Origin of the sequence: Deinococcus koreensis (assembly GCF_002901445.1) — a bacterium.
In the GTDB taxonomy this organism is placed as follows: domain Bacteria; phylum Deinococcota; class Deinococci; order Deinococcales; family Deinococcaceae; genus Deinococcus; species Deinococcus koreensis.
Map to the genome: position 1 here is coordinate 431,220 of NZ_PPPD01000002.1, position 21,934 is coordinate 453,153.

A 21,934-nucleotide genomic window follows, 5' to 3' on the forward strand; every position below is an offset into this window, starting at 1 on the left:
TTGAGCGCCAAGACAAGTATTATCCCATATCCTTGTCCCAGATACTCGCCCCAAAGTAATCCCACCCCAGCCGCCCTTCATTCGGGTCGCTGATATCGAACTGGGCATCCATGGAATACAACAGGGTCGCCCCCTGCTCCCCGGCCTGATATCCGTGGGCCACGCCACTGGGAATATGCACCAGCATGGGCTGCTCTCCACTGAACACCAGTTTGCGCTTCACGCCCAGCGTCGGGCTGCCCTGGCGGCAGTCGGCCAGCCAGATCATGAGCTGGCCCTGCAGCACACACCAGATCTCGTTCTGTTCCTGCTTAACGTGGATGTGGAAGGCATTGATGCGCCCCGGCGCCGCCCAGGACACGCTGATCTGACGGGGCACCAACGCTCCGGGGAGGCCCTGGACGCCCCGCTCATCCAGACGCAGATACTCCATAAACGCGCCGTTCTCGGAACGGTTCTTCTTCAGGGCATGTACCCACACCCCTTCGATCTGGGGCGCGGCGGGGTAACTCTCGAACTTCAGTTCGCTGGCGTACTCAGGTGCCAGCTGGATGGTGTGGTCTGTGGTCATACGGGGTGCCGCCTCTCGTGTGCAATCTTCATCAGGTACTTGCCGTACTGGTTCTTGGCCAGTTTCTGCGCGTGCTCCAGCAACGTGTCGGTGCTGATCCACCCCTGGCGCCAGGCGATCTCCTCGGGCGAGGCGATCTTGAGGCCCTGGCGGTGCTCGATGGCCTGGATGAACAGGCTGGCTTCTAGCAGGCTCTCGTGGGTGCCGGTGTCCAGCCAGGCGGTGCCCCGGCGCATGAGCTGAACGTCCAGCAAGCCGTCCTGCAGGTAAGTGGTGTTCACGTCGGTGATCTCCAGCTCGCCCCGCGCCGAGGGCCGGATGCTGCGGGCGATCTCGACCACGCGCTCATCGTAGAAATACAGGCCCGTGACCGCGAAGTCCGACTTCGGAGCTTTCGGCTTTTCCTCGATCGAGAGGGCGCGGCCCTGCTCATCGAAGTCCACCACGCCGTAGCGCTCGGGGTCGCTGACCTGATAGGCGAAGACTGTGGCTCCGTGCGCTTTCTGGCCTGCCGCGCCCATCAGATCCGACAGATCGTTGCCGTAGAAGATATTGTCGCCCAGTACCAGGGCGCTGGGATGGCCCGCCAGGAACTCCTCGCCGATCAGAAAGGCCTGCGCCAGCCCTTCGGGGCGGGGCTGCACGGCGTACTCCAGCCGGATACCCCACTGCGAGCCGTCGCCCAGGAGCTGCCGGAACCGGGGGGTGTCCTCGGGGGTGGAGATCACCAGGATGTCCTGCATTCCGCCCAACATCAGGGTGGTCAGCGGGTAGTAGATCATCGGCTTGTCGTAGACCGGCAGGAGCTGCTTGCTCACGGCCAGGGTCGCCGGGTACAGCCGCGTCCCTGAGCCCCCGGCCAGGATGATGCCGCGGCGTGAGGTAGGGGCAACGGTCATGGCTGGCCAGAGCCGGCGAGCCGCTCGGCATACTGCCGCTCGTAATACTCGCGGAATTCGCCCGAACGGATGGGCTCCCACCACGCCTGATTCGCCGCGTACCAGCGGGCCGCCTCGGCGACCGCCTGCCGGGGGTCGTACTTCGGCTCCCAGCCCAGGGCGCGCAGCTTGTCCACGTTCATGGAGTACCGCCGGTCGTGGCCGGGGCGGTCGGTGACGTGACGAACCAGACTGTGATCCTTGCCCAGCGTCTCCAGCACGATGTCCACCATCTCCAGGTTGGTCATCTCGCGTCCGGTGCCCACGTTGTAGACCTGCCCGATCTCCCCTTTCAGGAGGACGGTCTCGATGCCGGTGCAGTGGTCGTACACGTGGGCATAGTCGCGCATCTGCAGGCCGTCGCCGTACACCGGAATGGGCTCGTTCAGGATCGCGTTGGTGCTGAACAGCGGCACGGCCTTTTCCGGGTACTGGTACGGCCCGACATTGTTGGCCCCGCGCGTGATGGTCACGGGCAGGCCGTAGGTGATGGCATAGGCCTGCACGAGCTGATCGGCCGCGGCCTTGCTGGCGGCATACGGGCTGCGGGGAGACAGTTCGTCGGTCTCCACGCTCTGGTGCCCGTCGCGGATGTGCCCGTAGACTTCATCGGTGCTGATGTGATGCAGGCGGATGCCCAGTTCGCGGGCCACCTCCAGCAGCACGTGGGTGCCGCGCACGTTGGTGTCCGTGAACACCAGTGGCCCCAGGATGCTCTGATCCACGTGGGTCTCGGCCGCGAAGTTGACGATCAGCTGGGTGCCCTGCTCCTGGCAGGTGCGGCGCACCAGATCCTGATCGCCGATATCGCCGACGACCAGCGAGAGCCTGGGCGAGTCCCAGAGATCCTGCAGGTTTTCCCTGCGGCCGGCGTAAGTCAGCTTGTCGTACACGACGACCCGGTCTTCCGGATGCTGCTCCAGCCAGTACCGAACGAAGTTGCTGCCGATGAAGCCGCAGCCTCCGGTGACCAGTATGTTCATGCGCCTACCCCTTCCCTTGGGGAGTACGTGTAGGAATACCCGTACCCCTTGCCCTCGCGGGCGTCCGATTTATTGATGACGAAGCCCAACACATTCAGGCCCGCGCGCTCGGCCCGGCGCATCGCGCTCCGCACCGCCTGTGCGTTCGTGCGACCATACTCGGTCACCATCAGCACGGCGTCGGCGTGCGCGCCCAGCACCAGACCGTCGGCCAGCGCCAGGAGCGGCGCACTGTCGAGCAGCACGATATCGTATCTCTCACTCCAGAGCTTCAGCGCACGGGACACGTCGGCCTGATTGAACACGGCCAGACTGTCGTGCACGCTCAGGCCCGCCGGCAGCATGTCCACGTTCTCCTCAACCTGCAGCACCTGAACATTCTCCGGGCTCAGCAACGCCTCGCGGGTGGTTCGTACGCCGCCGATGCCGCTGAGCTGGTGCCACTGGCCCCCCTCGTCGTACTTCTTCCAGACGGCGGCCTGGGTGCCGCGCCTCAGATCGGCGTCGATGATCAGCACCCGCTGGCCGCTGGAGGCGAAGCCGTCGGCCAGCGTGGCGGTCAGGCTGCTCTTGCCCTCGCCGGGCGCCGTGCTGGAGATCATGACCACCGCATGCGGCTTGCCGGCCAGACTGGACATCAGGTTGACCCGCAGGAAGCCGATGGCCTCGTAGAGCCCCGCCTGCCGGGCAGCCCGCACGATGCCCGACAGCACGATGTCGCGCTGACGCAGGCGCGGAATCACGGCCAGGGTCGGGGCGTTCTGGGCGAGCAGATCGTCCTCGCTGCGGATGGTGCGGTCGAGCAGGGTGAGCAGTGAGGCCACCCCGGTCGCCAGCAGCAGGCCCAGCAACCCGGCCAGCACGCTGTTCCGCAGGGGCTTGGGAGCCACCGGGCGCAGCGGCTCGACGGCGCTGGACAGCGGGCTGAGGATGCCGGCCACTGAGTCCTCCAGCAGCGTCACCTGGGTCAGGTTGCCCTGGATGTTGGCCCGACGGGCGATCAGGGTCTGGCGCTCGACGTTCGTGCCCTGGGCAGTGGCCGCGCTCAGCTGGGAATCGACCTGGGCCAGCTGGGCCCGGAAGCCGGCCTGCGCGCGGCGGACATTCTCCAGCGCCCGGCTGCGATCCCAATTGAGCAGCGCGGCGCTGCCCAGGTCAGCAAGAGCCTGTGCGGCCTTCGCGGTGCGGGCCCGCGCCCGGATGGAATAGATGCCGTTCCCTCCCCCATCGAGCCGGGAGGTCAGCGTGACGGTGCGGAGGCGCTGCTCCCGCAGTTCCTGCGTGATCCGCGCTGAGAGGCGCGCCTTCTCCGCCGGCTCGATATCCGGCGAACGCCCGATCGAGGCGATCAGCGGCGTGATCACCTGGGTGCTGAGAAGCGCCTGAGGCACGGCTCCCTCGGGCAGCGGGGGCGCCTTGATCAGGGCCGTGCCCAGCGCGGCGTCCTGGCTCTGGTTGTTCGAGGCGATCAGGCTGGCACTGGACTCGTAGACGGTCGGCTGTGCCCGCGACCACAGGAAGGTGCCCAGGGCCAGCAGAAGGGCAGTGCCGAGGATCCAGGGCAGCCGCCGCTGGATGCCGCGCCACAACAGGCTCAGATCGATTTCCTGCTCGTTCACAACGGGGTCGCCCGGGTCTGGAAAGGTGCGCTGCATGGGCCGAGGTTCATCATCCTGGGGATCATAACGTAGATTTCATGAATGGCGCCCCTCACGCGGGATTTTCCGTGGGGAAGCCGGCGACCTGAACGCGTGGCCCCCAACCCCGGCAAAGAAAAGGGGCACAGGCTCTCACCTGTGCCCCTTCACCAAGAGACCTCGCTTAGAGCGTGCCCTTCAGGGTGCTGGCGACCTTGAAGGCCACCTTCTTGCCGGCGGGAATCTGGATCTTCTCGCTGGTGCCGGGGCGCACGCCGGTGCGGGCGGCGGTGGCCTTGACGCTCAGGGTGCCCAGGCCGGGCAGGCCGACGCTCTGGCCACCACGCACGGCGCCGACCACGGCGTCCAGCATGGCGCTGACAGCTTCCTCGCTCTGCTTCTTGGTCAGGCCGGTCTTGTCGGCGACCATTTCCACGAGCTGGGTCTTGGCCACCTTGGAGCTGGCGGCCGGAGCCTTGGCCGCACTCTTGGCGGCGGGCTTGGCAGCAGCTTTGGCGGCGGGCTTCTTGGCGGGGGCCTTCGTTGACTTTTTGGTCATGGTGAGCAGCATGACATATCCAGGCGCGCTTGGGAAGGGGGTCTGTGCCCAGGAACGCCCTCCAGCACAGAGATACAGGGATGGTTAAAAATCCCCTGGCGTCCAGCACGGCAAATTCCGGCAGGCCAGCCGGCCCGTCCAGCCCCCCGGCGGGGTTTCCGCCGCGCAGGCTGGGGCCGCGCTAGACTCCGGACATCCACAACCCAGTCCGCTGCACCCCCCACTGCACCCTCGTCTGACCCCTGACCCCGGAGGCCCCCATGACCCAGGAACCGAGCACCCCGCCCACCCGCTACTGGCCCCCCCACAAACCCCGCTCGCTGACGCTGCCGCAGACCGGCCTGATGCACACCCTGCGGGTCAGTGCCGAGCGCTATCCGGACAAGGTCGCGCTGTGGCACTACGGCCGCGCGCTGACCTACCGTGAGCTGCTGGAGCACGCGGAGCGGCTCGCCGGCCACCTGGCGGCGCAGGGCATCGGCAAGGGCGACCGGGTGGCGCTGTGGCTGCAGAACAGCCCGGCCTGGGTGATCTCCGCGTTCGCGGTCTGGCAGCTGGGCGGCGTGGTGGTGCCGCTCGCGCCCATGCTGCAGGCGCGCGAATTCGGCTTCTTCCTGCAGGACGCCGGCATCCGCGTGGGCGTGGTCGGCGCCGAGCTGTACGAGCGGGCCACCCAGGCGGGCCTGGAGCATGCCGTGGTGGCCAACGTCATGCACGGCACCGACGCCCAGCGGGCGGGCGTGCCGCTGCCCGACGGCCTGGACGTGCCGGTGACCGGTCTGCGGCCCGGCGACGTGGCGCTGGAGGACGCCCTGAGGGCCGACCCGGCGCCCGCCGCCGAGGTGAGCGCCGAGGATCTGTGCATCATGCCCTACACCTCCGGCACCACCGGCCTTCCCAAGGGCTGTATGCACACGCACCGCTCGGTGCACGCCAACGTCTTCGGGGCCGGCGTGTGGGTCGAGGGCTCCGTGGAGGACGTGTTCCTGGCCGCGCTGCCCTTCTTCCACGTGACCGGCTTCATCAACAGCCTGCTGGCCGGGCTGGCGGTGGGCGGGCGCATCGTGATCATGTCGCGCTGGGATCGGGAGGCGGCGCGCGTGCTGATGCGTGGGCAGTGCGTGACCCTGTGGACGAACACGCCCACCATGCTGATCGACCTGATGGCCTCGCCGCAGTTCAGCCCGGCCGACCTGGGCACGGTCCGGAACATCACGGGCGGCGGCGCCAGCCTGCCCCAGGCGGTGGGCCAGAAGCTGCTGGACGCCACCGGCATCATGTTCCTGGAGGGCTACGGGCTCTCGGAGACCATGGCGCAGTCGCATTCCAACCCCAGGGGGCGGCCCAAGCTGCAGTGCCTGGGCGTGCCGCTGTTCAACGTGGACGCGCGGGTCATCGACCTCGAGTCTCACGAGGAACTGCCCCCCGGCCAGGTCGGCGAGATCGTGATCAGCGGCCCGCAGGTCATGCAGGGCTACTGGAACCGGCCGCTCGACACCGCCAGCGCCTTCATCGAGATCGGCGATCAGCGCTTCTTCCGCTCGGGCGACCTGGGGTACATGGACGAGGAGGGGTACTTCTTCTTCTCGGACCGGCTCAAGCGCATGGTGAACGTCTCGGGCATGAAGGTCTGGCCGGCCGAGGTCGAGAACCTGCTGCATGGGCACCCGGCGGTGCAGGAAGCCTGCGTGATCGGCGTGCCCGACGAGCGCAGCGGCGAGCGCGCGCGGGCGCTGATCGTCCTGAGGCCCGGACAGCAGGTTGAGCCCGGCGACGTCGAGGCCTGGGCGCGGGAGCAGATGGCGAGCTACAAGGTGCCGCGCGACTACGAGTTCGTGGACTCCCTGCCGCGCAGCCCCACCGGCAAGGTCGCCTGGCGGCAACTGCAGGAGGCCGCGCGGGCGAAGATGACTCAGGGGTAGGGGGGGAGTGTTCGCTGATTTCGCCGAAGTGTCTGCCCTCGAAGGATCTGCCCTCACAGACGCTTGCACCGAAGTGCATGGCTTGTGACCAGCGCGGTGAGACAGTCAAACGTTGAGCACGACCAGTGCAGCGAACGGAGCCTAGAGAAAGAGGCCAGCACTCACCTTGAAGAACGCAGCGAGCCGGCGGGCGTGGTCGGCGGTGAACGCCCGCTTGCCGCTGGCCAGCTTGCTCAGGTTGCCCTGGGGAATGCCGGTGCCCTCGGCTACCTGCTGCTGGGTCAGGCCCCGCTCCTTGATCAGCAGCCGCAGGGCCATTTCGGGGGGCGCCGGCGGCACGTGCTGCGCGGCGTCCTGGTAGGCGGTGACGCGGCCGATCAGCCCCTCGACCAGATCGGCCAGCGGGTGGGAGTCGTTTTCTCCCACTTCCTTCAGGAGCGCGTCCAGGATGATCAGGGCGCGGTCGTACCCGCTCTCGTCGGTGATGGGCGCGATGGCGTCGTGCGCCAGGGCGTGGAGGTGCTGCCAGGTGGCCGTCAGGTCAGCGATATTCAGGGTCATAGATCACGCTCCAGATCCAGGCGGTCATAGTCCTTGTGGGTGCCGATGAACTTGACGAAAAAAGTGCGGAAGCGTCCGGCGAAATTGGGGGACACGATCAGGCGGTACTTGTTCCCGCCAATGTTGAAGACGATGTACCCGGCCACCCAGTCGGCGCTGCCGTAGTCGGCCCGCACATCCGCAAAGGTGTGGTAGGTGGCGCCCTGAACGTGAGCCAGCCACTCGCGCAGAGGTTCCTCGGCCTCCGGTTCCTCCGCCCAGACGGCGGCGAGTGTGCGAGGCGAGATGACGTTCATGGCTAGTTATATCATAGTGACATAAATATGTCAAGGTGACATGAAGAGGATGTGTCATTCCAGAACGTGATGGGGCGGCCATGGCCCCGGCTGACCATCCAAAGTGCCCTGGTCTCGGCCGCACCGACTTTCCCAGGCGGTCAGAAAATGACCCGCTTGCAGACACTCAGACTTCCGGGGAGATCGGCGTCGCCCTCTACCCGAACGCCCTGCATCTCGCCCGCAGAACCAGTCTGCGGGCGAGATGCGGGGCGTCGAAGGAGTGGGGCTCTGCGCCCCCCGGCTGCGCTCAGGGCGTCAGGTAGGTGACCTCCAGGGTGGGGGCGTGTGCGCCGTGGTCACCGGAATGCAGCCAGGCGAAATCGGCCTGGCCGTCGCCGTCGGTCAGCGCCGCGAAGCGCAGGCGGTACTGCGAGCGGCTGCGGCCGGCCGCCAGGTCAGCGTTCAGGGCACCCAGCACCGCGAGGCTCTTGGCGCCCAGCGCGCTGGAACTGCTGATGTCGCCCAGCGTGGCATACACCGTGGGATCGAAGTCGGTGGACGTCAGGCTCACGCCGTAATTCACGTGGTCGAGCCTCAGGTCGCTGCTCCCCACGTCCAGGCTGGTGTACGGCGTTCCCGTGACACTGGACTGGTGGACGCCCAGCGTGGCGGACACGACGGTCGCGCCCGTCAGGGCAGCCAGGTCGAAGCTCAGGTAGCTGCGGTAGGTGGCGTTGTCCACGGTGCCGCTGTCGCCCGCCAGCAGGGCCACACCGTCCGTGTTCACGGCGCCGTCCGACCGCACCCAGCCGTCCAGCGCGGGCGCGCTGCTCAGGGTGGTGCTGAGCTGGCGCAGCGTCCGGAAGGAGCTGCCGAAGGCGGGCAGGGCGTTGCCGGCCAGATCCGTGGCGCTGCCGTCCAGGCTCAGGGCGTAGACCTTCCCGGCGGCCGTGTACTGCAGGTTCGCCTTCGGGGTCAGCGTCAGTTCGGTGCCCGGATCGTTCCAGCTGAAGGCCAGGTCGCCGGCGGGCAGTTCGGCCGACTGGTAGGCGGCCTGGGTGGCGGCCCGGTTCATGGGCTCGCTGAAGGTGATGACGATGGTGGCGTCCTGGGCGACCCCGGTGGCCTGGTCGCCGGGGGTCAGGCCCAGGACGCTGGGCGGCGTGGTGTCGGGTGGCGTGGTGTCGGACGGTACCCCGCCGCCCCCGCAGGAGGCGAGCAGCAGGGCGGACACGGTCAGGGTGGTGGAGAGCGCAGTATGCATGGGGTACTCCTCTGGGGCGGGCCTCGACCGGGCTCCGGGCGGCGGCGAACCGCCCGGAACCTGTCCCGTTCTTCCTGCCCCGGACTGAAGCGGACTCAGGGGATGGCGAGCGGGCCGTCTCCGACCGCGAACTTGACGGTCTTGACATCCACGAAGTCGCCGCCTTCCAGCAGCTCGAAGCGGATGGAATAGGTGCCGTCCTGGGTGATGTTGAAGTTGTCCAGCACGTCATTGACCACGTTGTTCTTCCAGCTGTAGGCCGGGAGGTTCAGCGCGTACATACGGGACTGCAACGGGCCCAGGGGACTTTCCAGGAACACGAAGAGCTGGTAGTTGCGGGCCTGCCCGGTCACGTTGGCGACCCTGGCCTTGTACGAGAAGTGCCCGTCCAGCTTCTTGACGGCGCCCGTACCGCCCGTGCGCGGGAAGCGGTTGCCGTACGTGCCGTCCTGCGGCAGCGTGCCGGTCGGATCGTCCCAGATGTACCCGTTCGTCCAGAACGAGCCGTCCCACTGCCAGTTGGCCCTGACCTGGCCGCCCCGGTGGTAGCTCAGGCTGCCGCCGGCGCCCTCCTCCAGCACGACCGAGCCCCGGCGCAGCGCCGGAGGCTTGGGGTTCTTGTGGAAGATCAGGGTGCGCAGCTCGTTCGACCGCGTGGCGTCGATGGCCACGGCGCGGAACTCCTCCCAGCTGAGCTTCTGCGCGACGCTGGCCGTTCCGCTGAAGGCGCCGGAGGGATCGTGCAGCCAGACATGCGTGTTGCTGGCCCCCACGCCCACGAAGGCGTGACTCGTGGTGGTCGAGGAGAGCCCCGGGGCGCGGCCGGTCGTGTTGATCATGAACTTCAGGTAGTTGGTGAAGGGCGCGGACGGAATCAGGTCGGCGTCCCACGACAGGTAGTCGTACAGCGCCTTGTTTACGCCCAGCGAGTCCAGGATTTCGAGGTATCTGTTGCCCTCGTCCGATGCCTGGTGATCCGCTCCGGCCAGCTGCCAGTTCGCCACGGTGCCCTGCAGGTTCTCGTACTGGTTCATGACCATCGCCAGCGAGGTGGGCACGCACCACGGCAGGTTGTCCTGCCAGTAGTACGGGACGTTCAGGATCGTGGTCGGCGCCGCGACGTCCTGGGCGGGCACCCGCACCAGTTCGTAGGACTGTGCGCCCGGAGCGCGGAGCGAAGCCTCCTCCTGTAGCGGGATGCGGGCCACCCCCTGCCGGACGTCCGCCCGGCGCAGGCGGCGGGTGCCGTCGGGGGCCGTGGTGAGCAGCACCAGATCCTGGCCCCGGGCGTCCAGCTCCAGCAGCGCCCCCGGCTTCAATTCCCCTCCCTGCACGTCCACCACGAAGCGCCGGCCGGCGGCCTGGAAGCCCTCGCCCGGCAGGTCGCTCGGCGCCTCCCTGAGCGATACGGCGGCGTCCTTTGCCAGAGCGCCGGCCGGAACGACCAGCCGCGCGCCGGCCGGGTGCACCACCGTGCCGCCCGCCAACGCGCGCAGCGTCTGCCGAACCTCACCAGGGCCCGGCGTGGTCGCCGGGGCGGGTGCCGGGGGCGCCGGCGACGGGCCGGTTCCCGTGCCGGAGCAGGCGGCGAGCAGCAGGCCCAGGGCCAGCACCGAACTTCTTGAGTCAATCTTCATATTCCCCCCCCTGAGAGACGGCGCCGGGCATCTGTCCGGGCCTGGGGAAACAGTAGACAAGCGCCGGTGAACATCCGATGAACAGGGCGCCGGGGCGGCCCCGAAACCTTGTCCAGACGCGCGTTTCCAGACTGGCGCACCTGACCGGGCGTACACTGGGGCATGCGGCTGCGCACCCTGGGGGGGCTGGCACTGGACGGCGCCGGGCTGGGCCGCCCGAAACCGCTGCTGCTGCTCACCTACCTGACCCTGGAGGGCCCCCGGCCCCGCCGGTACCTGGGCGAGCTGTTCTGGCGCGACGCGGTCAGTCCCACCAACTCCATCGCCGTGGCGGTGCGGCAGATCCGTCAGGCGGCCCCGGGCGCCCTGCAGGGCGACGACGTGCGGCTGTGGGCCGACCTGCCCTGCGACGCGCTGGAGATCGAACGCGCCCTGCGCGGCCGCCAGCCCGGGCGGGCCCTCGAACTGTATGCCGGCGCCTTCCTGGACGGCGCCGGGCTGCCCGGCGGAAGCACGGAGCTGGAGGAGTGGGTCTACACCCGGCGCGAACTCCTGGCCGCCCAGGTGCAGGGCGCCGCGCTGGAACTCGCCCAGCAGGCGGCGGCGCAGGGGGACTTCGGGGGAGCCGCCGGCTGGGCCGAGCGCGCGCTGCACCTCGCGGGGGCGCCGGAACCTCCCCCGGAATTCTGGGCGCGGGCCTATCCCCTGCTCGTGGCCGGGCACAGCCCGCAGGCCGAGGAGGTGCGGCGGCGCGCGCAGGAGTGGGCGCTGCGGCTCGATCTCTCCCCCGACGAGGCCCGCCGCCGCCTGCGCCCGGCGGTCATCGGCCGGGAACGCGAGGTGCGGCAGCTGGGCCGCCTGCCCGCCGGCGCCTGGGCGTGGGTGCGGGGAGACCCCGGCATGGGCAAGACCACCCTGCTGCGGCGGCTGGACGGCGTGTTCCTGGGGGCGCGCGCCGGCCTGCCCTACGCCACCCTGGAACCGCTGCTCGGCCCCGAGGTGCCGGGCGACGAGCACGCCCGGCTGCGCCGGCTGGCGGCCCTGCCCGGCACCTGGCTGATCGACGGCTGGGCCGAACTGGATCCCGAGAGCCGCACCCTGCTCGGCACGCTGCGCGGGCTCGGCACCCAGGCCCGGGTGATCGTGGCGGCGGCCGAGGCCCCCCCGTTCGCGGTGGACGCGCAGCTCGACCTCGGGGCCCTGGATGAGGCCGAACTGGCCGCCCACGCCGGGGCCTTCGAGGCCACCGGCGGCCTGCCCGGCCTGCTGGGCGCCTGGCTGCGCGGCGAGCCCATCGAGCCCGTGCTGCAGGCCGGGCTGGCCGCCCTGCCGGACACCGCCCGGCAGGTTCACGGGGCGCTGACCCTGCTCGACTTGCCCGAGCTCCCGCGCGTCCGGCAGGCGCTGGCCCTGGACGCGCCCACCTTCTCGCGCGCCGTGGAGACCCTGCTGGGAGCGGGCCTGATCGACGTCTCCGGGCAGGTGCGGGCCCGGGCGACCGCGCGGCGCGCCCTGCAGGCCCAGCCCACCCGGCACGCGGCCCTGGCGCTGCGCCTCGCCCGCACGCTGCGGGGGCGCGCGGCCTACGGGCTGTATCAGAGCGCCCGGGCCCTCTGGGACGAGGCCGACCTGTCCGCCGTGCAGGCCGTCACGCTCGACTGGGCAGCCGAGGCCCTGAGGCGCGGCTTTCCCCTGCAGGCGGCCGGGGCCCTGGCGGACGCGCCCCCCCACCCGGCGCCCGGCCCGGAACTGGGCGTGCTGCGCGCCCGGGCCCTGGAGCGCGCCGGGCAGTTCCGCGAGGCGCTGTCGGCGCTGGACGAGTTGCCGGAGCTCCCCCTGGTGTCCGCCCTGCGGGGCGCGCTGGCCTGGCGCCTGGGCCACCCCGAACAGGCGCGCCGCCACGCCGAGGCCGCCCTGGACAGCGGCGGGGAGGCCCGGGCCGAGGCGCTCAACACCCTGGCCCACCTGGACTTCCAGCGCGGCCACCACCGCGCCGCCGAGCGGCAATACCGCCGGGCCGCCACCCTCTGGCTCACGCTGGGCGACACCGCCCGCTGGGCCGGCGCCCTGAACAACCGCGCCGCCGCCCTGAGCGCCGCCGGCGAGGACGCCGAGGCGGCGTTTCAGGCGGCCCTCGACGCGGCCGGGGAGCACCTCGTCATGCGGGCGCGCACCACCCTCAACCTGGGTCAGGTGCGCGAGCGCCGGCACGACGCCGCCGGGGCCGCGGCCGCCTACCGGGACGCCGCGCTGCTGGCCGAGCAGGCCGGCTCCCTGAACACCTCCGCGCGCGCCTGGAACAACCTGGGCGCCCTGCACCACCGCGCCGGGCGGCCGGCGGAGGCCCGGGCCGCCTACGACACGGCGCTGGCCCTCGCCCAGCGGGCCGGCGAGCCCCTGCTGCTGGGCACGGTGCTGGCGAACCTGGCGGAACTCACCGGAGATGGGGACGCCTTCGAGGAGGCCCTGCGGGTCATCGGGGAGAGCGGGAACCACGACCAGCTGGCGCGCTCCCAGGCCGACTATCAGGCGTTCATCGAGCGTTCACGGGGGGCCGGGCAGGCTTAGGCCATGCCCTGGAGATTCGTAGAGGTCGATGGGGTCACCTTTCTGGAGGACACTGATGAAAGCAGCGTGGACGTACATCACCGGCCTGATCCTGCTGAGCAGCTGCGCCCTGCCCCAGCCCGCACCGGAGCTGACCCTGAACCCGAGCCAGGCCGCGCGGGGCGAGACGGTGACGGCCCGGCTCTCGGGCCTGCCGGCCAGCGGGGCGCAGGTGCTGGTCGGGGGGCTGCGGGCCCCGGTGACCAGCGCCGCCGACGGCACGGTCGTCTTCACGGTGCCCTCGACCGCCCGCGGCGGCCCGCAGCCGGTGCAGGTCGTGGCCGGCGCCCGGAGTGCCGGCGCCGACCTGAAGGTGCTGGGCGACGTGGCCCGCACCGAGGTGATCGTGATGGTGCGGGCCGGCGTCTCCGAGGCCACCTTCCTGGCCCGGTTGAGCAGCCTGGGGCTGGGGCTGGGCCTGCTGGACTTCCGGCCCCTGGGCGGCCCGGGCCCCTGCGCGGGCTCGATCGCCCGGGTGAGCGTGCCCGCCGCGCAGCCCACCGGGGCGGTGCTCGACCGACTGAGCCAGCCTGATCAGGTGGACGTGGTGCTGCACGCCGATCCCCAGAGCCTGTGGGATCTGGACGCCGACCACCTGGGCGCGGTCGGCGCCCCGGCGGCCCACGCCCGGGGCCAGACCGGGGTGGGGGTCACCATCGCCGTGCTGGACACGGGCGTGACCCCCCACCCCCAGCTCGGCGCTGACCTGCTCCCGGGCTTTGACTTCGTGGACGAGGACGGGCAGCCGACCGACACCTTCGACGACCCCGGCACCCCCCTCTCGCCCGACGGGCACGGCACGCCCGTCGCCATCCTGGCCGCCGGCACGGCCCTGGGGGTGGCTCCCGGCGCGAAGATCCTGCCGATCCGCATCGGGGACAGCGGCGGTCAGGTGCGGGCCAGCGCCGCCATCCGCGGCGTGTGCTACGCGCTGCAGTCGGCCGACTCCACCCGGCTCGTGCTCAACCTCAGCTTCGGGGGGGACACGCCCACCGAGGGGCTGAAGACCGTGCTGGCGTACGCCCTGCAGCGCCGGGTGCTGATGGTGGCGGCCGCCGGAAACCAGGGTGTGGGCGGCCCGCGCCACTACCCGGCCGCCCTGGAGCTGCCCGGACTGATCGCGGTCGGTGCCCTCGCGCCGGTGGGGGCCGGCTGGGGGCCTGCGGCCTTCAGCACCCGGGGCTCTTACGTGGACATCGCGGCGCCGGGCCAGGGCCTGAGCAGCGGCAACCCGCTGGGCTCGTTCAGCCTGTACGACGGCACCTCCTTCGCCGCCCCCCTCGTCGCCGGCGCGCTCGCCCTGTGGCGGGGCGCCGCGCCGGACGCGACCCCGGCCGAACTCGAACAGCTCCTGACCTCGGGTGCCCAGCCCCTGCCCGGCGCCGAGCGACCGGCCGTGGGCAGCGGCATGTTGAACCTGACGACGGCCCCCTGAGTGGGGGAGGGCGAGGGGCGAGGGCCGCGCTCAGGACTTCCCCGAGTCCCGCCCTGCCACCCCGCCTGGGCGCCCCCTCCCACGTCGCGCAGCCATGCTCTATCGTGCAGCCCATGACAATCGAACGAGCGTTAGGTCGCGGTGCCCGGCCCGCCTCAGGTCATGGAGTCGGGTAGGTCATGGACATCTTCGACCCGTCCATCTTTCCGATCCTCGCCGCCGACGGCCTGACCAACGGCGCGGTGTACGCGCTGCTCTCGCTGGCGCTGGTGCTGGTCTTCGCCGTGACCCGCGTGATCTTCATCCCGCAGGGCGAATTCGTGGTGTTCGGCACGCTCACGCTGGCCTCGCTGCAGCTGGGCCGCACGCCGGGCACGCTGTGGCTGCTGCTGTGCCTGCTGGCCGTCGCGGCCGCCATGGAGGCCGTCACGCTGGCCCGGCGGGGGCAGGCGGGCCGGGCCGGGCGGGTCGTGCTCGGGGCGGTGGCCTTGGGGGCGCTGGCCTGGGCGCTGGTGGGCTGGCTCGCGCCGCTGAAGCTGCCGCTGCTGATCCAGGTGCTGCTCACCCTGGCGCTGGTCACGCCGCTGGGGCCGCTGCTCTACCGCACGGTGTACCAGCCGCTGCAGAACGCCACGGTGCTGGTGCTGCTGATCGCCTCGGTGGCGCTGCACCTCGTGCTGACCGGGCTGGCGCTGGTCTTCTTCGGGCCCGAGGGCTCGCGCACACCCGCCTTCGTGGAGGGCAGCCTCCGGCTCGGGCAGGTCACGCTGCCCTGGCAGAGCCTGCTGGTGATCCTGGCCTCCGCGCTGCTGATGCTGGGGCTCTTCACCTTCTTCGAGCGCACGATGGCCGGCAAGGCGCTGCGGGCCACGGCGGTCAACCGCCTGGGCGCGCGGCTGGTGGGCATCAGCCCGGCGGCGGCGGGCACGCTGACCTTCACGCTGGCGGCCCTGATCGGCGCGCTGGGCGGCATGCTGATCGGCCCCTCGGTGGCCGTGACCTACGACTCGGGCTTCCTGATCGGCCTCAAGGGCTTCGTCGGGGCGATCATCGGCGGGCTGGTGAGCTACCCGCTGGCGGCGGCGGGCGCGATTCTGGTCGGGCTGATCGAATCTTTCGCCTCCTTCAGCCTGTCGGCCTGGAAGGAGGTCATCGTCTTCACGCTGATCCTGCCGGTGCTGCTGTGGCGGTCGCTGACCACCCGCCACATTCCCGAGGACGAGGAATGAGCGCGCCGGCGGCCCCTGCCCGCTCCGGCCCCTCGCCCCGCGGCCTGCTGACCATAGCGGCCGTGGTCGTCGCCCTGATCCTGCCGCTGATCCTGCCGGTCTTCCAGGTCACGCTGCTCACCAACATCCTGATCTTTTCCATCGTGGTGACCGGGCTGGTGCTGCTGACCGGCGTGGTGGGCCTGACCTCCTTCGGGCACGCGGCGTTCATGGGGGTGGGCGCGTACACCACGGCGATCCTCAGCACGCGGCTGGGGCTCTCGCCCTGGCTGGGGCTGCTCGCGGGCTTCGCCGTGACCGGCGCGGTGGCGGCCTTCCTGGGCCTGATCACGCTGCGGATGCAGGGGCACTACCTGCCGCTGGCGACCATCGCCTGGGGCATCAGCCTGTACTACGTCTTCGGCAACACGCCCGCGCTGGGCGGCAACACCGGCCTGACCGACATTCCCGCACTCTCTCTCTTCGGGCTGCGGCTGACCGGTTCCCGCCAGTTCGCGTACCTCGCGCTGCTGAGCCTGGGGCTGGTGGCGCTGGGCGCGCAGTTCCTGCTGTCGAGCCGCACCGGGCGGGCCATGCGGGCGCTCAGGGGCGGGCCGCTGGTCGCCGAGGCCTTCGGGGTCAACCTCTTCGCGCTGCGGGTGCAGGTGTTCGTGCTCTCGGCGCTGATGGCCTCGCTGGCGGGCTGGCTCTACGCCCACAACCAGCGCTTCCTCAACCCCACGCCGTTCGGCCTGAACAGCGGCATCGAGTACCTGTTCATGGCGGTGGTGGGCGGCTCCGGGCAGGTCTGGGGAGGGGTGCTGGGCGCCGGGCTGGTCACCCAGCTGCGCGAGACCCTGCGCGACGTGCTGCCGGGGCTGCTGGGGCAACAGGGCAACTTCGAGACGGTGGTGTTCGGCCTGCTGGTGATCCTGGTGCTGCAGTTCGCGCGCCGGGGCCTGTGGCCGCTGGTCGAGCGGGCGCTGCCGCAGGACGGATTGAAGCTGCTGCCCGCCGGCGCCACGTTGCCCCGCCGCCCGCAGCCCACGCCGGGAGGGCCCCTGCTGCAGGTCGAGCGCGCGGTCAAGACCTTCGGCGGGCTCAGGGCGGTGAGCGACGTGTCCTTCGAGCTCAGGGCCGGCGAGATCCTGGGCCTGATCGGCCCCAACGGCGCGGGCAAGAGCACCATGTTCAACCTGATCACCGGCGTGAACCCGGCGAGCAGCGGCGTGATCCGCTTCGCCGGGCAGGACGTCACGCGGGCCACGGCCGGGCAGATCCACCGGCTGGGCATCAGCCGCACCTTCCAGCACGTCAAGGTGCTGCCCGAGCTGACGCTGCTGGAGAACGCCATGATGGGCGGCTACGCGCGCGGAAAGGCCGGGATGCTCGCGAGCCTGCTGAGGCTCGAGCGCCGCGAGGAGGCCGCCCTGCAGCACGAGGCCCTCTCTCAGCTCCAGCGGGTCGGCCTGGGCGCCCAGGCGTACGCCCTGGCGGGCAACCTGCCGCTGGGCCAGCAGCGCATCCTGGAGGTGGCGCGCGCCCTGGTGGGCGACCCCAGCCTGCTGCTGCTCGACGAGCCGGCGGCCGGGCTGCGCTACGGGGAGAAGATGGAGCTGGTGGGGCTGCTGCGGCGCCTGCGGGACGAGGGGATCACCGTCCTGATCGTCGAGCACGACATGGAACTCGTGATGAACCTGGTCGACCGGCTGGTCGTGATGAATTCCGGCGAGAAGCTGGCCGAGGGTTCACCGCCCGAGGTGCGCGCGAGTCCGGCGGTGCGCGAGGCCTACCTGGGCGTGGACATGACCGGGGAGGGGGCGGCGTGAGCGCCCAGAGTCCGGCGTCCCCTCCCCTGCTGCTCGACGTGCGCGACCTGCACACCCGCTACGGGCGGGTGGAGGCGCTCTCCGGCGTCAGCCTTCAGGTGCCGCAGGGGCACATCGTCAGCGTGATCGGGGCGAACGGGGCAGGCAAGACCACCCTGATGAATTCGCTGATGGGCGTGCTGCCCAGCCGGGGGAGCGTGCAGTACGCGGGCGAGGCGCTGCAGCCCCTGCCGCTGGAGGCGCGGGTGGCGCGCGGCATCTGCCTGGTGCCCGAGCGGCGCGACCTGTTCGGCTCCATGACCGTGCACGACAACCTGACGCTGGGCGCATACGCCCGCCGGCGACAGCCCTGGAAGGGGGATCTGGACGGGGTGTATGGGCGCTTCCCCCGGCTGCTGGAACGCCGCACGCAACTCGCGGGTACCCTGTCGGGCGGCGAACAGCAGATGCTGGCGATCGGCCGGGCGCTGATGGGAAAGCCGAAGCTGCTCCTGCTGGACGAGCCCTCGCTGGGGCTGGCGCCCCTGATCGTGCGGGACATCCTGCAGATCGTGCGGCAGCTGCGGAGTGAGGGCGTGACCATCCTGCTCGTCGAGCAGAACGCCCGCGCCTCGCTGGCCATCAGCGACTGGGGCTACGTGCTGGAGACCGGCCAGGTGGGCCTCAGCGGCCCGGCGGCGGAGCTGGCCGTCAATCCGGAGCTGACGGCGAGCTACCTGGGGGGCTGAGCGGCGGCCAGGGGATCAGCGTGCTGGAGGCCCACAGGCAGGACACGCCCCCGAAGCGTCGCGGCCCGACTCTGTTCTATCCCGACCCTGCTCAATCGGCTGACACCAGCGCCGGCGCCTGATCATTCCCCGGCCCACAGGCCACGCGGTCGCGCCCCGACCGCTTGGCCTCATACAGCGCCGCGTCGGCGCGGGCCACCACAGCCTCAAGGACGTCCCCTGGGCGCGCCTCGCTGAGGCCCACGCTGACCGTCACGAGACTGGCCGTGCCGAAGTCGGCCTGCGCGACGGCCCGGCGCAGGCGCTCGGCCACCTCCAGCGCCTGATCCTCCTGTGCTCCCGGCAGCGCCACCAGGAACTCCTCCCCGCCCCAGCGGCCCAGCAGGTCGTCCGGGCGCAGCTGCCCCTGCAGCGTGCGGGCGACCTGCCTCAAGACCTCGTCGCCGACACCGTGCCCCAGCTGATCGTTGATCCGCTTGAAGTGGTCGACGTCGATCAGCAGGAGGCAGAAGGGCGCGGTGGCGGCCGCTGGTGGTTGGAGCCGTAGAGTGAGGCCCCCCAGAAGCTCGCCGAGCCGGGGATAGAGGGCGTGGCGGTTGTTCAGACCGGTCAGTGCGTCGGTGGCGGCCAGCTTCTGGGTGAGGCGCAGTTCATCCCGCCCCCGCTGAAAATGCTCGCGGTACCACGCCAGGCTGCACAGCGTGATCAGGGCGATGCCGCACAGCAGTTGCAGCTGGCCCAGCCGCGCCGGGGACGACAGCGCCGCCCCGCCCGCCGCCAGCACGGCCCAGGGCAGCAGGGTACCGGCGAGGTAGAAGGTGGCCGTCACCCCGATGGCGCGGCGGTAGTCCACCGTCAGGAAGGCGATGACGGACACGACGACCAGGAGCCAGTACAGATCCTGAAGCGCCGTGAGCAGCTCGGCGCCCCCCAGCAGCGGCGTGGCCACGGCGCGCAGCACGATCACCAGGCCGCAGGCGGTCAGGCCCACCCAGTTGACGGTCTCAACGGGCCGGCGGCAGGCCATCCACCAGATCACCCAGCTCGAGAGTCCGGTAAACATCGGGTTGGTCACGGTGGTGACCGGATCGGGCACGGCCCGGTAAAAATTCAGCACCCAGATGCCCATCTGGATGCCGATGCCCAGCACGCTGATGCCGATATACAGGCGGCGGCGCACCCTGTCCAGGTCGTCGTCGCCGGCCAGGCCGGTCAGTGGAAGGGAAAGGGCACGGGCCCGGCGGCGCTCTGGTCTCGTCAACACTCTCCCTCGGTGGCCGCGGCCTGGGTGACTGGGCCTGGGGCGTGGATGCTCGGTTCGGTCAGGGTAGCGCAGTGGGTCTGACAGGTCTCTGCCAGCGCCGCCCGCCGGCGAAACGGGCACCGGGACGAAGGGGCCGGCTGGTTCCAGAGGGGGTGATGGGCTGCAGGTCACGGGACGCGCACCATCAGCGCCCCTTCGCCTGACCCCGCCGGGTCGTGCCTGACCAGCTGGCTCATGATCGCTGACCGCGCCATGGGCCACCGGGCGGCCGTTCCATGACCGCCTCGGGCCCGCGTTCGCCCCGCAGCTTCGTCACCTCGCGGCGCCCAGGTGCGGCGTGCCCAGGGTAAAGCACTGCCGTGCGCGTTCAGCAGGGCCGCGAGGCGGTCGGCACGGGTGGCTGAAGCTGGGCGCCGCGCACTCTTGGCCGCGGCACCTCAGGTCACTGCCCCTTGATCCAGTCCACCTCCAGGGCGAACCGCTCGGCACGGTTGTTGCCGATGGTGAGGCCAAAAAAAATGACCCTGCTGGGGTCGAGCGGAGGCCCAGCGACCCGTTCGCCCGAGCGGGTCGCGCGCAGGGAGTTCAGCGGAATTGTCACCTCGATCCACTGCCCGGCCACGGTGCCGAACTCGTTGCGGTAGGTCACGCCGTTGCGGGTGCTCGTGCCCAGTTGAAGGGCGTAGCGCTTCCCATCGCCCTTGACCCGCAGTTTCAGGCTCGAAAATCCACTCAGGTCGAAGCGGCCTGGATTGGAACGGATGCCTGAGAACCCGCCGTTGTTCTCCAGCCGCACCTGACCCGTGAACAGCAGCACGCCCCCACCCACGCGCACCTGGCTGCTGGAGACGCCGCCCATCACCGTGTCGTTGCGGGCGTACCAGGTCGGCTCACCGGGGGTGAAATCCAGCAGCGTGCTCGAAGAAGCCACACCCGAGAGGAGCGCCACAGCCAGAGCGGGGAGTTTCATGGGCCGAGCGTACTGAAGTTTCCTCCTCCTCACCGTAGGCGGTCGGACATCCGGCACGAGGGACTGGACGTTCCGGATTGGTCGTTCAGGACGACGGAAAGGGAATAACTGCTTGTTGGTCGGCACTGGTTGGGTCGCGGCGGGGTCAGCCCTCCAGCGGGTCGACCGCCACAGGCCAGGCCTCGCCTTCGCCACAGAGCGCCGCGTGGTAGTGCAGCGTGCCCGCCTCCTCACCGATCATCAGGAGAAAGTGTTCTCCATCCACCAGCGCCAGCCGGTGGGCCTGGCGCACCCAGGAATCCTGCTCGAACGCGCTGCCCCGCCGGTTGTCGGGCTGCATCAGCCACTGTCCCACCCACTCGACCTCCGATGTCCCGTACTGCGACGCGCAGTCGCTCCAGGCCAGCACGTACTGCGGGTCGAGCGCGAAGGGCTGCTCGCCGATGGCACTATTCAGGCGGGGATAGCCGCCCCGGGCCACGTGGGTAACCTCGACCTGCCCGAGGTGCCGGGTGCCGAACAGCGGGCCGCTGCGGTAGGCCCCGGGGGCGTAGTAGTAGCCGCGCAGGATCTCGGCGGCGCCGGGGCTGAGCCGCACGCGCTCGGGGGGCTGGGCGTCTGCGTCGGGGCGGTGCCCGAGGCCGACGACGCCGAGGAAGCGCTGCTGAGCACGGGTGAGACGCTGGGGACGGGGCTCGGGGGTGACGGGCCGGGCAGGCACGGAGTACTCTTCCATAGATCCACCTCAAGTTGGGTTCTGAAGGGGCAGAGGCTTCCAAACATCGGCCCCTTCAGGTTGCATACTACCATATTCCGCAGCCTCGCTATATTGAACTACTTGCGCCGGTTTGCTCTATCCAATCAATGAGTCAGAATGTGCGATATATGTCGGTCACGAGGTGGCGTTTAGCGGAGTACTTAAAACAGCGGGGAATAAGTGCTTACGCGCTCGCGAAATCGACCGGAACAGCACGTCCAACCACGATTTACCGACTGGCACGACCAGATCACACACCAACCCGAGTAGATCTTCCTACCCTCACCATGGTCATCGACGGCCTGCGCAAACTCACCGGCGAGGACGTTCAGATCTCTGACATCCTCGAGTACGTTCCGGATAGCTGACCCCCGCTCCTGGATGCCTTCTCCGTTGCAAGTTGCTTATGTCAGAGTCGTCCAGCCACGTTCAGTAAAAACCCGAAACACGTGGGGTGAGCGCGGTCGTCGAAGACCCAACACACCAGCAGGAGTGCACGACTGCTGAGGCTTGTCGACAGGCCGATTTTCCGGAGCGCTTCCACCGTGAGGTGGAGCTCCACCTCGGGGAGCGGGCCACGCCCTTGGGGGAGCGCCTATATGCTCTCCCCGTCAGTGCTCTATGGCAGTGGCAGTGACCGGGCGCAGCCTGAGCGAGAGCGCCCGACCCACCGCCCGGCCCGCGCGCCCGAACAAGACAGCCCGAGTTACCGGTGGCACTTTGTGGAATCGAGGTGATCCCGCCGATGGCACTTTGTGGGATCGGGGGAACCCAGGACAGCGCGTT

Annotated in this window: 19 protein-coding genes; 7 read left to right on the plus strand and 12 right to left on the minus strand. The window is 70.2% G+C overall.

Annotation, left to right across the window (positions count from 1 at the left end; all coding sequences use genetic code 11):
* Positions 1-19: 19 nt before the first annotated feature.
* From CVO96_RS18340 to CVO96_RS18360, 5 genes are all read right to left on the minus strand, one after another.
* A complete protein-coding gene (locus tag CVO96_RS18340; RefSeq protein WP_103313879.1) occupies positions 20-571 on the minus strand; it encodes a dTDP-4-dehydrorhamnose 3,5-epimerase family protein in 552 nt (183 codons plus the stop codon).
* Positions 568-1,470 carry a glucose-1-phosphate thymidylyltransferase RfbA gene (gene rfbA, locus CVO96_RS18345; protein ID WP_103313880.1) on the minus strand — a complete coding sequence of 301 codons (903 nt, stop codon included), beginning with the start codon at positions 1,468-1,470 and terminating at the stop codon, positions 568-570. The genes CVO96_RS18340 and rfbA overlap by 4 nt, the downstream gene beginning before the upstream one ends.
* Positions 1,467-2,492, minus strand: a complete 1,026-nt coding sequence (gene rfbB, locus CVO96_RS18350; RefSeq protein WP_103313881.1) for a dTDP-glucose 4,6-dehydratase — start codon at positions 2,490-2,492, stop codon at positions 1,467-1,469. The genes rfbA and rfbB overlap by 4 nt, the downstream gene beginning before the upstream one ends.
* Positions 2,489-4,147 carry a polysaccharide biosynthesis tyrosine autokinase gene (locus CVO96_RS18355; RefSeq protein WP_103313882.1) on the minus strand — a complete coding sequence of 553 codons (1,659 nt, stop codon included), beginning with the start codon at positions 4,145-4,147 and terminating at the stop codon, positions 2,489-2,491. Before CVO96_RS18355 ends, rfbB begins: the two co-directional genes overlap by 4 nt.
* Before the next feature lie 166 nt (positions 4,148-4,313).
* Positions 4,314-4,700 carry an HU family DNA-binding protein gene (locus tag CVO96_RS18360; RefSeq protein WP_103313883.1) on the minus strand — a complete coding sequence of 129 codons (387 nt, stop codon included), beginning with the start codon at positions 4,698-4,700 and terminating at the stop codon, positions 4,314-4,316.
* Between the two features lie 248 nt (positions 4,701-4,948).
* On the opposite strand from CVO96_RS18360, the gene CVO96_RS18365 reads away from it, so the two are divergent.
* On the plus strand, positions 4,949-6,610 hold the full coding sequence (locus CVO96_RS18365) for a long-chain-fatty-acid--CoA ligase (RefSeq protein WP_103313884.1): 1,662 nt from the start codon (positions 4,949-4,951) through the stop codon (positions 6,608-6,610).
* A 141-nt stretch (positions 6,611-6,751) separates the two neighbouring features.
* On the opposite strand, the gene CVO96_RS18370 is transcribed toward CVO96_RS18365, so the two are convergent.
* The 4 genes from CVO96_RS18370 to CVO96_RS18385 all read right to left on the minus strand — a co-directional run bounded on the left by CVO96_RS18370 (position 6,752) and on the right by CVO96_RS18385 (position 10,350).
* A complete protein-coding gene (locus tag CVO96_RS18370) occupies positions 6,752-7,171 on the minus strand; it encodes a helix-turn-helix domain-containing protein (RefSeq protein WP_103313885.1) in 420 nt (139 codons plus the stop codon).
* Positions 7,168-7,467: a type II toxin-antitoxin system HigB family toxin gene (locus CVO96_RS18375; RefSeq protein WP_103313886.1), complete on the minus strand. Its 300-nt coding sequence runs from the start codon at positions 7,465-7,467 to the stop codon at positions 7,168-7,170. Before CVO96_RS18375 ends, CVO96_RS18370 begins: the two co-directional genes overlap by 4 nt.
* A gap of 289 nt (positions 7,468-7,756) precedes the next feature.
* A complete protein-coding gene (locus CVO96_RS18380; protein ID WP_103313887.1) occupies positions 7,757-8,713 on the minus strand; it encodes an Ig-like domain-containing domain in 957 nt (318 codons plus the stop codon).
* 95 nt (positions 8,714-8,808) lie between these two features.
* A complete protein-coding gene (locus CVO96_RS18385; protein WP_133161853.1) occupies positions 8,809-10,350 on the minus strand; it encodes a cysteine peptidase family C39 domain-containing protein in 1,542 nt (513 codons plus the stop codon).
* A 162-nt stretch (positions 10,351-10,512) separates the two neighbouring features.
* Here CVO96_RS18385 and CVO96_RS18390 point away from each other — a divergent pair, with 162 nt between their 5' ends.
* From CVO96_RS18390 to CVO96_RS18410, 5 genes are all read left to right on the plus strand, one after another.
* Positions 10,513-12,918, plus strand: a complete 2,406-nt coding sequence (locus CVO96_RS18390; protein WP_103313889.1) for a tetratricopeptide repeat protein — start codon at positions 10,513-10,515, stop codon at positions 12,916-12,918.
* 55 nt (positions 12,919-12,973) lie between these two features.
* Positions 12,974-14,392: a S8 family serine peptidase gene (locus CVO96_RS18395; RefSeq protein WP_103313890.1), complete on the plus strand. Its 1,419-nt coding sequence runs from the start codon at positions 12,974-12,976 to the stop codon at positions 14,390-14,392.
* 179 nt (positions 14,393-14,571) lie between these two features.
* Positions 14,572-15,621, plus strand: coding sequence for a branched-chain amino acid ABC transporter permease (locus tag CVO96_RS18400; protein WP_103313891.1), 1,050 nt, complete (start codon positions 14,572-14,574; stop codon positions 15,619-15,621).
* Positions 15,618-17,429 (plus strand): branched-chain amino acid ABC transporter ATP-binding protein/permease, encoded by a 1,812-nt coding sequence (locus tag CVO96_RS18405; protein ID WP_103313892.1) that lies wholly within the window; start codon positions 15,618-15,620, stop codon positions 17,427-17,429. Before CVO96_RS18400 ends, CVO96_RS18405 begins: the two co-directional genes overlap by 4 nt.
* Positions 17,426-18,157 carry an ABC transporter ATP-binding protein gene (locus tag CVO96_RS18410; protein WP_103313893.1) on the plus strand — a complete coding sequence of 244 codons (732 nt, stop codon included), beginning with the start codon at positions 17,426-17,428 and terminating at the stop codon, positions 18,155-18,157. The genes CVO96_RS18405 and CVO96_RS18410 overlap by 4 nt, the downstream gene beginning before the upstream one ends.
* A gap of 91 nt (positions 18,158-18,248) precedes the next feature.
* On the opposite strand, the gene CVO96_RS18415 is transcribed toward CVO96_RS18410, so the two are convergent.
* The 3 genes from CVO96_RS18415 to CVO96_RS18425 all read right to left on the minus strand — a co-directional run bounded on the left by CVO96_RS18415 (position 18,249) and on the right by CVO96_RS18425 (position 21,127).
* Positions 18,249-19,418 (minus strand): GGDEF domain-containing protein, encoded by a 1,170-nt coding sequence (locus tag CVO96_RS18415; protein ID WP_133161854.1) that lies wholly within the window; start codon positions 19,416-19,418, stop codon positions 18,249-18,251.
* 445 nt (positions 19,419-19,863) lie between these two features.
* The gene (locus CVO96_RS18420) at positions 19,864-20,391 is read right to left on the minus strand and encodes a CIA30 family protein (protein ID WP_103313895.1); all 528 of its coding nucleotides are present in this window, start codon (positions 20,389-20,391) and stop codon (positions 19,864-19,866) included.
* A 145-nt stretch (positions 20,392-20,536) separates the two neighbouring features.
* The gene (locus CVO96_RS18425) at positions 20,537-21,127 is read right to left on the minus strand and encodes a hypothetical protein (RefSeq protein WP_103313896.1); all 591 of its coding nucleotides are present in this window, start codon (positions 21,125-21,127) and stop codon (positions 20,537-20,539) included.
* A gap of 149 nt (positions 21,128-21,276) precedes the next feature.
* Here CVO96_RS18425 and CVO96_RS21715 point away from each other — a divergent pair, with 149 nt between their 5' ends.
* Positions 21,277-21,516, plus strand: coding sequence for a helix-turn-helix domain-containing protein (locus CVO96_RS21715; RefSeq protein ID WP_103313897.1), 240 nt, complete (start codon positions 21,277-21,279; stop codon positions 21,514-21,516).
* Positions 21,517-21,934 lie beyond the last annotated feature (418 nt).